The 13,368-nt window shown below is 67.7% G+C and carries 12 protein-coding genes; 10 read left to right on the top strand and 2 right to left on the bottom strand.

All coding sequences use genetic code 11. The features are described 5' to 3' along the window. Window positions 1-126: 126 nt before the first annotated feature. The 4 genes from dnaE to AZL_RS28220 all read left to right on the top strand — a co-directional run bounded on the left by dnaE (window position 127) and on the right by AZL_RS28220 (window position 6,060). Entirely contained in the window at window positions 127-3,630 is a 3,504-nt protein-coding gene (gene dnaE / locus AZL_RS28230) for a DNA polymerase III subunit alpha (protein WP_012977807.1), read from the top strand. Next, window positions 3,627-4,529, top strand: coding sequence for a hypothetical protein (locus tag AZL_RS28225; RefSeq protein WP_012977806.1), 903 nt, complete (start codon window positions 3,627-3,629; stop codon window positions 4,527-4,529). Before dnaE ends, AZL_RS28225 begins: the two co-directional genes overlap by 4 nt. A gap of 85 nt (window positions 4,530-4,614) precedes the next feature. Beyond that, window positions 4,615-5,016: a hypothetical protein gene (locus tag AZL_RS35920; protein ID WP_148219700.1), complete on the top strand. Its 402-nt coding sequence runs from the start codon at window positions 4,615-4,617 to the stop codon at window positions 5,014-5,016. A gap of 84 nt (window positions 5,017-5,100) precedes the next feature. Beyond that, on the top strand, window positions 5,101-6,060 hold the full coding sequence (locus AZL_RS28220) for a DUF1624 domain-containing protein (protein WP_042446060.1): 960 nt from the start codon (window positions 5,101-5,103) through the stop codon (window positions 6,058-6,060). 42 nt (window positions 6,061-6,102) lie between these two features. Here AZL_RS28220 and AZL_RS28215 read toward each other — a convergent pair whose 3' ends face one another. Next, entirely contained in the window at window positions 6,103-6,675 is a 573-nt protein-coding gene (locus AZL_RS28215) for a MarR family winged helix-turn-helix transcriptional regulator (RefSeq protein WP_247894536.1), read from the bottom strand. Window positions 6,676-6,984: 309 nt separating this feature from the next. Between AZL_RS28215 and rimO the strand changes: the two genes are divergently transcribed. The 6 genes from rimO to AZL_RS37560 all read left to right on the top strand — a co-directional run bounded on the left by rimO (window position 6,985) and on the right by AZL_RS37560 (window position 13,064). Then, window positions 6,985-8,355: a 30S ribosomal protein S12 methylthiotransferase RimO gene (rimO, locus tag AZL_RS28205; protein ID WP_247894535.1), complete on the top strand. Its 1,371-nt coding sequence runs from the start codon at window positions 6,985-6,987 to the stop codon at window positions 8,353-8,355. Between the two features lie 22 nt (window positions 8,356-8,377). After that, complete coding sequence (locus tag AZL_RS28200) at window positions 8,378-8,725, top strand: HNH endonuclease (RefSeq protein ID WP_042446055.1); 348 nt, start codon at window positions 8,378-8,380, stop codon at window positions 8,723-8,725. A gap of 71 nt (window positions 8,726-8,796) precedes the next feature. Next, a complete protein-coding gene (locus tag AZL_RS28195) occupies window positions 8,797-8,988 on the top strand; it encodes a hypothetical protein (RefSeq protein WP_042446052.1) in 192 nt (63 codons plus the stop codon). Window positions 8,989-9,107: 119 nt separating this feature from the next. Then, window positions 9,108-9,359, top strand: a complete 252-nt coding sequence (locus AZL_RS28190; protein WP_012977802.1) for a hypothetical protein — start codon at window positions 9,108-9,110, stop codon at window positions 9,357-9,359. Window positions 9,360-9,615: 256 nt separating this feature from the next. Further along, window positions 9,616-10,737, top strand: a complete 1,122-nt coding sequence (locus AZL_RS28185) for an ABC transporter substrate-binding protein (RefSeq protein ID WP_247894534.1) — start codon at window positions 9,616-9,618, stop codon at window positions 10,735-10,737. A gap of 8 nt (window positions 10,738-10,745) precedes the next feature. Then, a complete protein-coding gene (locus AZL_RS37560) occupies window positions 10,746-13,064 on the top strand; it encodes a hybrid sensor histidine kinase/response regulator (protein ID WP_148219699.1) in 2,319 nt (772 codons plus the stop codon). 58 nt (window positions 13,065-13,122) lie between these two features. On the opposite strand, the gene AZL_RS28175 is transcribed toward AZL_RS37560, so the two are convergent. After that, complete coding sequence (locus AZL_RS28175) at window positions 13,123-13,368, bottom strand: hypothetical protein (protein ID WP_042446049.1); 246 nt, start codon at window positions 13,366-13,368, stop codon at window positions 13,123-13,125.

The following is a 13,368-nucleotide window of genomic DNA, read 5'->3' as shown; positions in this document are numbered from 1 at the left end:
TCCCCATCCCTGAAGGTTATGCGGCGACTCCCATACCACGATCGCATGCATCCGCGCGACCGTCGCGGGAGCGCTCCCGCCTGTGCTAGAACCGGGGGCCTTCGTCCCAGCAAGCCGCCGGTTGCCATGCCCCACGCCGACTTCATCCATCTGCGCGTCCATTCCGCCTATTCGCTGTCGGAAGGCGCGATAAAGGTGAAGGAGCTGGTCAAGCTCTGCCTGAAGCAGCAGATGCCGGCCGTCGCCGTCACCGACACCGGCAACCTGTTCGGCGCGCTGGAATTCGCCCTGGCGGCGTCGGATGCCGGCGTGCAGCCGATCATCGGCACCGTGCTGGGCATCACCCGCGTCGGCCCGGCCCAGACGAAACCGGGGCTGCCCGGCAAGGCGGCGGCCACCCCCGACCAGCTCGTCCTGCTCTGCCAGAACGAGGAGGGCTACCGCAACCTCGCGGCGCTGGTGTCCAAGGCCTTCCTCGAATCGGACCCGCTCGCCGGGCCGCAGGTGGCGCTCGACGCGCTGGAGGGTCATTCCGGCGGGCTGATCGCGCTGACCGGCGGTCCCGCCGGTTCGGTCGGCCGGCTGCTGCACGAGGGGCAGAAGGATCTGGCGCTCGACGTTCTGGAGCGGCTGAAACGCCTCTTCCCCGGCCGCCTCTATGTCGAATTGCAGCGGCACGAGGGCGGGCGCGGCCAGTTCGCCGCGGTGGAGAACGCCATAGAGCCGGCGCTGATCGACCTCGCCTATGCCCATGGCCTGCCACTGGTCGCCACCAACGACTGTTACTTCGCCACCGAGGACATGTACGAGGCGCATGACGCGCTGCTCTGCATCGCCGAGGGCGCCTATCTCAGCCAGGACGACCGCCGCCGCCTGACCCCCGACCACCGTTTCAAGTCGGCCGAGGAGATGCGGCGGCTGTTCGCCGATCTGCCGGAGGCGGTGGACAACACCGTCGCCATCGCCCGGCGCTGCTCCTACCTGCTGAAACCGATCAAGCCGATCCTGCCGCCTTTCGCCTGCGAAGGCGGCCGCACCGAGGATGACGAGCTGCGCGCCCAGTCGCGCGCCGGCCTGGAGATGCGGCTGGAGAAGGTCGTCTTCACCCCCGAGATGACGCCGGAACAGCGGGAGGAGACGCGCAAGACCTATTTCGAGCGGCTGGAGTTCGAGCTGGACGTCATCGTCAAGATGAAGTTCCCCGGCTATTTCCTGATCGTGTCGGACTTCATCAAGTGGGCGAAGAACGAGGACATTCCCGTCGGGCCGGGCCGCGGTTCGGGTGCGGGTTCCGTCGTCGCCTGGGCGCTGACCATCACCGATCTCGACCCGCTGCGCTTCGGCCTGCTGTTCGAGCGCTTCCTGAATCCCGAACGCGTGTCAATGCCCGACTTCGACATCGACTTCTGCCAGGACCGCCGCGAAGAGGTCATCCGCTACGTCCAGAAGAAATACGGCTACGACCGCGTCGCCCAGATCATCACCTTCGGCAAGCTCCAGGCGCGCGCCGTGCTGCGCGATGTCGGCCGCGTGTTGCAGATGCCCTACGGTCAGGTCGACAAGATCTGCAAGATGGTGCCGAACAACCCGGCCAACCCGGTGACGCTCCAGCAGGCGCTCGACAGCGAGGAGATGCTGCGCCAGGCCCGCGACAGCGACGACACCGTCCGCCATCTGGTCGACATCGCGCTGAAGCTGGAAGGCCTCTACCGCCACGCCTCGACCCACGCCGCCGGCGTGGTGATCGGCGACCGGCCCTTGCAGGAGCTGGTTCCGCTCTATCGCGACCCGCGCTCCGACATGCCGGTCACCCAGTTCAACATGAAATATGTCGAACAGGCCGGTCTGGTGAAGTTCGACTTCCTGGGATTGAAGACGCTGACCGTGCTGAAGACGGCGGTCGACCTGATCCCCGAGAAGCCGGACCTGACCACCGTCCCGCTCGACGACGAGAAGAGCTACCAGCTGCTCAGCCGGGCCGAGGCGACCGGCGTGTTCCAGCTTGAAAGCTCGGGCATGCGCGACGTGCTGCGCCGGCTCAAGCCGAACCGGCTGGAGGACATCATCGCGCTGGTGTCGCTCTACCGTCCCGGCCCGATGGACAACATCCCGAAATACATCCGGGTGAAGAACGGCGAGGAAAAAGCCGACTACATGCATGACAGCCTGGAAGGCATCCTGAAGGAGACCTTCGGGATCATGATCTACCAGGAACAGGTCATGCAGATCGCCCAGGTGCTGTCCGGCTATTCGCTGGGCGGCGCCGATCTTCTGCGCCGCGCCATGGGCAAGAAGATCAAGGAGGAGATGGACAACCAGCGCAAGATCTTCTGCGACGGCGCCGAGGCGCGCGGCGTCAAGGCCGATCTGGCCAGCATGATCTTCGACCAGGTGATGAAGTTCGCCGGCTACGGCTTCAACAAATCCCACGCCGCCGCCTACGCCCTGGTCGCCTACCACACCGCCTATCTCAAGGCCAACCACCCGGTGGAGTTCATGGCGGCGTCGATGACGCTCGACCTCGGCAACACCGACAAGCTGAACGTCTTCCGCCAGGAGCTGGCCCGCCTGCGGGTCAAGCTGCTGACCCCGGACATCAACAAGTCCGACTCCATCTTCGGGGTGGAGCAGCTGGCCGACGGGAGCAAGGCGGTGCGCTACGCGCTGGCCGCCGTCAAGGGCGTCGGCCTGCCCGCGATGAAGGCGGTGGTGGAGGAGCGGCGCAGGAACGGCCCGTTCAGGAGCCTGTTCGACTTCGCCCGCCGGCTCGACCTGAAGACCATCAACAAGCGCCAGCTCGAGAATCTCGCCTGCGCCGGCGCCTTCGACGGGCTGAACCCCAACCGCGCCCAGGTCCATGCCGCGCTGGAGACCATCATCCGCTACGCCCAGGCCGAGGCGGCGGAGCGCGACAGCGGCATCGGCAATCTCTTCGGCGGCGGCTTTGGAGGAGGGGGCGGCGGCCTGCCCGAACCGGAGATGCCCAAGGTCAAGGATTGGGAACCGCTGGAGAAGCTGAAGCACGAGTTCGGCGCCATCGGCTTCTACCTGTCGGCCCACCCGCTCGACGCCTATTCCGGCCCGCTCGGCCGGATGAAGGTGGTGCGCTCGGCGGAGCTTCAGACCGCCATCGCGAAGGGCGGCTCCACCCGCTACAAGATGGCCGGCATCATCGTGTCGAAGAAGGAGAAGACCGCCAAGTCGGGCAACCGCTTCGCCTTCGTCGAGCTGTCGGACGCCACCGGCGGCTATGAAGTGACGCTGTTCTCCGAGGTGCTGGCCGCCAACCGCGACCTGCTGGAACCCGGCCGGCCGGTGCTGATGACGGTGGACGCCCAGCTGAACGGCGAGGAGGTCCGGCTGACCTGCCAGGAGATCAAGCCGCTGGAGGAGGCCGTCGCCTCGGTCAGCGCCGGGTTGCGCGTGGTCCTGCGCGACCCCTCCCCGATCGAGCATCTGCGCGCCACGCTCGACCGGCTGTCGCGCGGCAAGAGCCGCATCAATGTGCTGGTCGAGGTCGATCCGCTGAAGGAGATCGAGATCGAGCTGCCCGGCAGCTACACCATCACCGCGCAGAGCCGCTCGGCCCTGAAGGCGGTGCCGGGCGTGGTGGAGGTGGCGGAGCTGTGAGCGACGCGGCGGCGCCCGCCTTCGGGCGCTTCATCGCCATCGACTGGTCCGGCGCCCGTGGCAGGCGCTATGCCGGGATCGCGGTGGCGGAGTGCCCGGCGGGCGACGCCGCTCCCCGGCTGGTCGAGGGTCCCGGCGGCTGGTGGTCGCGGACGGCGGTGTTCGACTGGCTGCGCGTGGAACTGGCGCGCGAACCGGCCCTGGCCGGCCCGACATTGGTCGGCATCGACTGCGCCTTCTCCCTGCCCTTCGCCGTGGCGGCGCGCGGCTTTCCCGGCCGGGAGGCCACGGTGTTCGACCTGTGGGACGCGGTGGAGGAGGTTTGCGCTCGCGAGTCCGATTTCGGCGGCGGCCCCTTCGCCAGCCACCCGCTGCACGGGCTGGGTTTCTGGCATGGCGGGCCGCAGCCGGACTGGTACGAGGACCCGCACCGCGCCACCGAATGGGCCTGCCGCGCCGACGGGCTGGGCCACCCGCAAAGCCCCTACAAGCTGATCGGGTCGCGCCAAGTCGGCAAGGGGGCGCTGGCCGGCATGCGGGTGCTGCGCGCCCTGCGCGCCACCCTGCCCGGACGGCTGGCGGTCTGGCCCTTCGACGAGGTCGCGCCGGGCACCAGCGCGATGGTGGAGATCTACCCGCGCCTGTTCCTCAAGCACACCGGTTTCGGCCAGCGCAAGATCCGCGACGGTGCGGAGCTGGACTGGGCGTTGCGCCGGCTGGGCTCGCTCCCTTCGCAGCGAACCGGTATGGTCAGCGACCATGACAGTGACGCGCTGGTGTCGGCCGCCGGCCTGCGCTGGCTTGCCGGCACCCCGCGAGCCTGGGCACCGCCGGAGCTGGACGACACCGCAAGGCGGCAAGAGGGATGGATTTTCGGGGTGGGGATGAGCGGATCATGAGCGAAGACATATTGCAGAATATTTCCGCCCTATATTTTCAATTAATTCACTTAATAATACGCGACAACATTAAGAGAATACGGAAATGTTGGAGAAAATATTTAAGATTTGTTTGTTATTGTTTTTTATGATTTTCGGGTTTATAATTCTTCCCACTTGGTTGATGCCATTTTTCATAGCATTATATTTTGCTTTATCGAGACTTATCAGCCGAGAACGTGAAAATGAACGCGCCTTTTTTACTCGATGGACGGAATTTGGAAAATGTACTGAAGGGAAAATCGCAGCAGCACAGGACGAGGTTCAGCAAAGCATAGGCGAGATTAACGCCAAAACCATAGCGTCCTACAATGAAGACAACATGAATACAAAGCCCATCACGAAATTCGATGACGCCGTTCACACTGGAATGCAGAAGATTATGGAAGAGCTTGAAGATGATAAACATAGAGAAAGGATGTACAGCAACCGCCCCGATATGTTCTAAAATCAAACAATAACATATTATATAAATCAAATACACCAGAAAACAATGCCGCCACTAAAAACTCGCGATTCACATCACAGATCGATGACCTGCTTAATCGAAAAAGCAGGCCGCCGCCCGGCGATCGACGTGGCGCGTGGGCTGGCGCTGGTCGCGATGGCGGCTTACCACGCCAGTTGGGACGCCACCTATTTTGGCTTCGCCGACTTCGACCTGCTGGGCGACCCGCTGTGGCTGGCCGCCCGCACGGCGATCCTGTCGAGCTTCCTGCTGCTGGCCGGCATCGGGCTGGTGCTGGCGGCCCGCGACGGACTCGATCCGGGCCGCTTCCTGCGCCGGCTGGGCCGGGTGATGGCGGGGGCCGCGGCGGTGTCGGCGGTCTCCTACGCCCTGTTTCCCGACAGTCCGATCTTCTTCGGCGTGCTGCACCACATCGCGGTGGCGAGCGTCATCGGCCTCGCCTTCATCCGTTTGCCGGCCCCGCTGACGCTGGCGGTCGCGGCGGCGGCGGCGCTGGCCGGCACGACACAGTCCTTCCCGCTGTTCGACAGCCCATGGCTGCGCTGGATCGGGCTGACCAGCGTGGCGCCGAACTCCAATGATTTCGTCCCGCTGCTGCCCTGGATCGGCGGCATTCTCGCCGGGATCGGGATCGGCCGGCTGTGGCCGGGGATGGGCGACGGCATCGCGGTGACCGGCGGGGCCGGGCGCCTGCTGGCCCTGGCCGGACGGCACAGCCTTGCGGTTTACCTGCTGCATCAGCCGCTGCTGTTCGGCATCGCCTGGGCGGCGGCGCAGGTGATGCCGGTGGAGACGCCGGCCATTCGCGACTATCAGGCGGCCTGCGTTGCCGGCTGCGAACGTGCCGGCGTGGCGTCGGCGACCTGTGCCGCCAATTGCCGCTGCGTGCGGTCGGAGCTGGTGCGGAACGGCGCGTGGGACAGCGTCATCGCCAGCCGCCTGGCCAATCGCCTGGCCAATCGCCTGGATGAACGGGGCCAGCGCGGGCTGGAAGCGGCGGTCGCGGCTTGCAACAAGCCGTGATGATCAAAGGGCGGATCGGGGCGGCGGGTCAGGGCGGGTGGATCAGGTCGATTGCCGCTTTTCCAGCAGGCCGCGCAACAGGCTGGTCAACGTCTCGGCCAGCCTGTACTGGGCGTCGTCCGGCAGGCCGCCGATGACGGCGGCGAAGTCCTGCAACGGATCATGGCGCAGCAGTTCCAGCGCCTTCGGCGTCGGATGCAGGTGGGTGACACGGCGGTCCTCGGGAACCGGCACGCGGACCAGAAGCCCCTTGCCCACCAGAACCTCCACCATCTGCGAGGCGGCCCCACGGGTGGTGGCATGGAAATCGGCGAACGCCGACACCGTGCGCTGGCTGTTGTTGGCGCCGGCGAAATAACGCAGCGCTGTCCACTGCGACGGCTTCAGGCCGTGGGTATAGCCAAGGCTGTCGGCGATATGGGCGATCTGCAACATGACGTCGGCGATGGCCTGGGGTGACGCGCCCCCCATGCGGTCGGCATCGGCCAAGCCCGCGGCGGCTCCAATGGACAGCCGATCCAGCGATGCCCCGTCGAGAGATCCGTGGTCCAGCGGCCCGTTGTTCCGCACCATCACCCGGCCCGCACCAGCGCCGCGCACTTTTGTAAAGTCCATTTTTCCACTCTATGAAGCATAGTGGCTATACGATGGGTGCGTCGGTAAAGGCGGGCGACCATCGCGTCTGCGGCCGCAACCACGTCGATCTTATGATCGAACCATATGGTAGCGTCATCGAACAAAAAACGGAACCTCCAACACGTCCTCCTTTCGTCGTAAATTGTAGCAATGCTCTGGATTCCGCTGAGGATCCGAGACAGACTGATAGCCTGCGGCTCCAGGCGGACACGGCATATCGGCCATGCCGACCGCCGCCACCGCGATGTTTCTCTGGCGCGGTCCTCGATTCGGCGGTATACGCGCGCGATGATCAGCTCTCCCGTTCCGAAGTCCGCATCGCCGGCCGCCGCCCAGACCATGGGCGCCCCGAAGGTCGGCATCGTCAGCCTCGGCTGCCCCAAGGCGCTCGTCGATTCCGAGCGCATCCTGACGCGCCTGCGCGCCGAGGGGTACGAGATCTCCCCCAGCTATGACGGCGCCGACGTCGTGCTGGTCAACACCTGCGGCTTCCTCGACAGCGCCAAGAAGGAATCCCTGGACGCCATCGGCGAGGCGATCAAGGAGAACGGGCGGGTCATCGTCACCGGCTGCATGGGCGTGGAATCGGACCTGATCCGGCAGATCCACCCCGACGTGCTGGCCGTCACCGGCCCGCACCAGTATGAACAGGTGGTCAGCGCGGTGCATGACGCCGTACCGCCGACGCACAACCCCTTCACCGATCTGGTGCCGCCGGAAGGGCTGCGGCTGACCCCGCGCCACTATGCCTATCTGAAGATTTCCGAGGGCTGCAACAACCGGTGCAGCTTCTGCATCATCCCGTCCCTGCGCGGCGATCTGGTCAGCCGGCCGATCCATTCGGTGCTGCGCGAGGCGGAGAAGCTGGCGGTCGCCGGGGTCAAGGAACTGCTGGTCATCTCCCAGGACACCAGCGCCTATGGCGTCGACGTCAAGTACAAGACGGAGAAATGGTACGACCGCGAGGTCCGCACCCGCTTCTTCGACCTGTGCAACGAGCTGGCGAACTTCGACCTGTGGGTCCGCCTGCATTACGTCTACCCCTACCCGCATGTCGACGAGGTCATCCCGCTGATGGCGGAGGGGAAGATCCTCCCCTATCTCGACATCCCGTTCCAGCATGCCTCGCCCACCGTGCTGAAGGCGATGCGCCGCCCGGCCGCCCAGGAAAAGCAGCTGGACCGCATCCGCAAATGGCGCGACGAGTGCCCGCATCTGGTGCTGCGCTCCACCTTCATCACCGGCTTCCCCGGCGAGACGGAGGAGGATTTCCAGTTCATGCTGGACTGGCTGAAGGAGGCCCAGCTCGACCGCGTCGGCTGCTTCAAATATGAGCCGGTCGAAGGGGCGACCGCCAATGACCTGCCCGGCGCCGTGCCGGAAGAGGTCAAGCAGGAGCGCTGGGAGCGCTTCATGGAGACGCAGAAGGCGATCAGCGCCGAGCGGCTCCAGCAGAAGGTCGGCTATACGCTGGGCGTTCTGATCGACGAGGTGGACGAGGAGGGCGCCATCGGCCGCTCCTACGCCGACGCGCCGGAGATCGACGGCAACGTCTTCCTGAACGGCGAGACCGGCCTGAAGCCCGGCGACATGGTCGACGTCACCATCGAGCATGCCGACGAGTACGACCTGTGGGGCAGCGTCGAACGCGACCTCTAACCCCGACTTGCCGGAGAGCGCCATGCCCGTGACGCCGGACGATGCCAGGCTGATGGATGTCCAGCAGGGCGGGCGCTGTTTCTTCTGCGACAAGCCGGTCGGCGAGACGGCGACCTTCGATCATCTGATCCCCCAGGCCTATGGCGGGATCGACGATCCGGCCAACATCGTGCTGGCGCACCGCCGCTGCAACCAGCGCAAGGGCGACCGGCTGCCGACCGCCGAGGAGCTCGACCGCTTCCTCTCGCTCCGCCGCTCCAGCCGGCTCGGCGTCTGGCCGCCCTTGCGCGCGCTGCGCGACGGGGAGGAGGGAGCGGACGAAGAGCAGCGGTGGTTCTCCGTGGCGCAGGCCATCGCCCGGCAACGGTGAGGGCTCCTGAAACCAAAGCGGCCGGATACGGTTATCCGGGGACACCTTTTAATATAAGAGAGAGTCCTCCGATGACCGACCAGCGGAGCAGCCGGCAGAACACCCCCCGGACCAGGCAGCCCCATACCGAACAGACCGTCCGCCACACCGGGGGCGAGCAGAACACCGGCAACCACAAGGCGCCGGACGCGCCCGACGCCAAAGGCGCCGACCGCTTCGGCGGCACCCGCGCCGGTGCCGAGAATGTCGAGCCGAAGAAATAAGCCGGCCGGACAAGCCGTTTTCGGGCTGGCATCGCGGCGCCGGCCTGTGCGAAATCCGGGGGACGGCGCCCACGGACCCCAGGCCCAAGGGACCGCCCCCACCTCGCACCCGTGACCCGATGGCCCCTTCGATCTTCAAGCGCTACAAGCTGCATTTCACCCGCCCGCTGCCCGGCCTGCGTCCCGGACGGCCGGAACGGGACGCCATGGTCGAACGGGTGCGACGGCTGGCCAGCGAGAACGGCATGGCCGGCGACCTGCACGCCATCGCCCCCAACGCCGGCTTCGGCATCCTCGAAGTCCGCTGCACCGAACGGCTGGCCCGCCGCCTGTCGGATCTGCCGGAGATCGAAACGGTGCAGGAGGCATGAAGCCGGCGCCCCGCCTTTCCCCGATTCATCCCGGGGTGGTGCGGAAAGGCTGGGCGGCCCGGCCAACCGCTTGGCCAAACGGCAGATTGACCGCGCCGGTTCCCCCCACCCATAGTGCCGCGTTCCGCGCGCGGAAGACCGCCTTCCGTCCGCCGCTTCAATCGAACGACGGACAATGTTTGCCGTAGCCCTCCGCCTTCTCCGCTCCATCCTTCTCCCGCTCGCCGTCGCGCTCCCGCTCGTGGCCGCGCGGGCGATGGCCGCCGGACCGGCGGCGCCGGTGATGCTGGCGCTGGACGGCGAATTCGGGCTGGCCAACAGCACCTCCGCCGAATCGATCGAGCGGGGCATCCTGACCGCCATCGACGACATCAACCGCCAGGGCGGCGTCCTGGGCGGGCGGCCGCTGACGCTGATCACCCGCGAACACCGGTCGATCTCCGCCCGCGGCATCAAGAACATCCGTGAACTGGCGACCATCCCCGATCTGGTCGCCGTGTTCGGTGGCCGGTTCAGCCCGGTGGTGATGGAGGAGCTGCCCCTCCTGCGGCAGAGCCGCATGCCGTTCCTGGCGCCCTGGTCGTCGGCCGACGCCATCGTCGACAACCGCATGGAGCCCAACTATGTCTTCCGCCTGTCGCTGCGCGACGGGCTGGCGATGCCCTTCCTGCTGAAACGGGCCGCCGACCGCGGCCAGACCCGTGTCGGGCTGTTGCTGACCAACACCGCCTGGGGGCGCTCCAACCTGGAGGCCGCCAACCGTTTTCTCGCCGGCCGCAAGGAGCCGGTGCTGGTCGGCACCGCCTGGTACAACTGGCGCGACCGTTCGCTGATCGACAAGTACCAGCTGCTGGCCGATGCCGGCGCCCAGGCGATCCTGCTGGTCGCCAACGACGACGAGGCCGCCGTGCTGGTGCGCGAGGTGGCCGCCCTGCCGCCGGCGCGCCGGCTGCCGATCCTCAGCCATTGGGGCGTCACCGGCGGCGATTTCGCCGGACAGGCCGGGCCGGCCCTGCAAGAGGTCGATTTCAGCGTGATCCAGACGGTCAGCCCCTTCCGCATCCCGCCCGACCGGCTGGACCCGGTGCTGAGGACCGCCGGCCCCCTGTTCGGCATCCACCGGCCGGAGGACATCGTGTCGCCGGTGGGTTTCCTGCATGCCTATGATCTGACCCGCATCCTGGCGCTCGCGATCGACCGCGCCGGCACCACCGACCGCGCCGCCGTGCGCGATGCGCTGGAGCAGGTCGGCCCCTATCGCGGGGTGACCCGCGACTTCGACCGCCCCTTCACCCCCGACCGGCACGAGGCGCTCGGTCCCGACGACCTGCTGATGGCCCGTTTCCGCGCCGACGGCGTGCTGGTCCCGGTGGAGTGAGGCCGCGGATGACCGGTCCCACCCCCCGCAACGCCCAGCGGATGCCGACCTCCGGCCGGCTGGCCCGTCGCTTCGCGCTGGTGTCGCTGATGCTGGGCGTGCTGGTCGCCATCCTGATCGGCGCCAGCCTCTATCGGGTGTCGAACCGCCATCTGGTCCGCCAGCACCATGCCAATGTCGAGGCCAACGCCAAACTCGCCGCCCGCCAGACCGAAGGGCTGCTGAACACGCTGGTGACGACGGTGCGCGAGCTGGCGGACAACAGCATGCTGGCGACCGCGCTGGTCGATTCGGCGGGCAAGGAGACCTATCTGGTCCCCTTCCTGGGCAGCTTCAACCACATCGCCAGCGTGCCGGTGGCGTTGGTCTTCACCGACTTCGAAGGGGCGCCGATCGCCGACAACGGGCGCCATGCCACCCCGCTGGCCATCGCGCCGTCCGACATGGCCTGGCTGCGCGCCGCCATCGCCACCGGCAAGCCCGCCGCGAGCGTGGTGCGGCAGGGCGACGCGCAGTTCCTGCTGGCGGCGGAGATGCTGATCTATTCCCGCACCGCCTCGCCGGAGGGGGCGCTGCTCTACAAGGTGCCGCTGGACGCCCTGGTCCTGCATCCGGAGGCGGAGCTTCTCCATGGCCGGGAGCCGCCGCCGCCGCCGGAGCCGGGAATGATGGCGGTGACGGTACCGCTGACCGTGCCGGAACGGCTGGCGGCCCTCGGGCTGACGCTGCGGCTGGAAGCGCCGGAGATGCCGACCACGGCGCTGCTGCCCTGGATGCTGCCCGCCTATGGGCTGGTGGCGCTGGCCGCCCTGCTGGCAATCTATATCGGCAGCCGCGCCGTCGGCACCCACATGACCCGCTCGCTGCGCGAGCTGGAGCGGCTGGCCGGCGCCATCGCCACCGACGGCTTCACCGGGCAGCGCGCCCGGGTGCGCGGCAATGACGAGGTCTCGGCCCTGGCGCGCGGCTTCAACGCCATGCTGGACCATATCGCCGGCATTCAGCGGGACCGGGAGATGCGCGCGGCGGAGGAGATCACCATCCAGCGCACGCTCGCCGAACGGGCCGAGCAGGCCCGCGCCGAAGCCGAGAGCGCCCGCAACGAGGCGGAGCGGTCGCGCCAGGAGGCGGTGATGGCGCTGATGGTGGCAGAGCGCGCCAACGCCTCCAAGACCCATTTCCTGGCGGCGGCCAGCCACGACCTGCGCCAGCCGGTGCAATCGCTGGTCCTGCTGACCTCGGCGCTGGCGATCCGGCTGGGCGACCATCCCGCCGCGTCACTGGTCGGCAGCATCGAGGCATCGATGGACGCGCTGTGCCGGCTGCTCGACGCCATCCTCGACATCTCCAAGCTGGATGCCGGGACGGTGTCCCCCACCGTGCAGGCGGTGTCGCTGGGCACCATCTTCGCACGGCTGGAGGAGGAATACCGCCTGCGCGCGGCGGAGAAGGGCGTCGCCTTCCGCAGCGTGCCCACCGGCGCGACGCTCACCGCCGACCCGGCCCTGCTGGAGCGGATCATCCGCAATCTGGTGGAGAACGCGCTCCGCTACACCGACCATGGCCGCATCCTGCTCGGCTGCCGCCATGGCCGCGGGTTGCTGCGCATCCAGGTCCACGACACCGGCATCGGCATCCCGCCCGAACATCTGGAACGCATCTTCCACGAGTTCTATCAGGTCTCCAACCCGACCCGCGACCGCGGCAAGGGGCTCGGACTGGGGCTGGCCATCGTCGACAGGCTGGCGCGGCTGCTGGGCTACCGCGTCCAGGTCGCCTCCTGGCCGAACAAGGGATCCTGCTTCACGCTGGAGATCCCGACCCCGGTCTCGCCGGCCGTCGCCACGCCATCGGCGGTGGAACCGGTGGCGCTGGCGCCGGAGCCCGGACGCGGCATCGCCCTGGTGATCGATGACGATCCGCTGGTCCGCGAGGGGCTGACCCTGCTGATCGAGGATTTCGGCTGGCGGGCGACCGCCGCCGACAGCGCCGGCCATGCGCTCCGCCTGCTGCGCGACCAGGGGCAGGCGCCCGATCTGGTGATCGCCGACTATCGGCTGGAGGCCGGCGCCACCGGGCTGGAGGCGCTGCGGGCGGTCGAGACCGCGCTGGCGGACCGTGGCCTCCCGGCTCCGGCCTGCGTGGTGCTGACCGGTGACACCGCACCGGAACGCATCGCCGATGCCGAGGCCAGCGGCTATCGCATCCTGCACAAGCCCATCGCCGCCAAGGAAGTCGCGCAACTGTTGAGCGACGCCCTTCTGGAGCGGACCGGCCAAGCTCCAACCGGCGGCGCCCGGCGCAGCCCGACCCGCCTGCGCGGCTGAGCGCGCCGGCCCGGCCCCCGGCAGCCGCCCTGTCAGCCGCCCCGTCAGCCGCGATGCGTCACCCGCGCTGGCTCTGACCGGCGGCGTCGACCTGCAGAACCAGCCGTTCGATGACGCGCGCCGCCATTTCCTGCCGCAGCGCCGTAGGTTCGGGGGATTCCTGCCGCCGATGGGCGGCGGCGGCATCCTCCAGCACGCCACGCGCCTCCTCCGCCGTGAACAGCCCTTTCTCCACCATGGCGATCACCAGCGATTCACAAATCGAGAGAGCGGCCAGACCCGCCGCCCCATCCTGCGCCATCAT

This window comes from Azospirillum sp. B510 (genome assembly GCF_000010725.1).
GTDB classification, from domain to species: domain Bacteria; phylum Pseudomonadota; class Alphaproteobacteria; order Azospirillales; family Azospirillaceae; genus Azospirillum; species Azospirillum lipoferum_B.
This window is presented reverse-complemented; position numbering and strand designations above follow the sequence as displayed.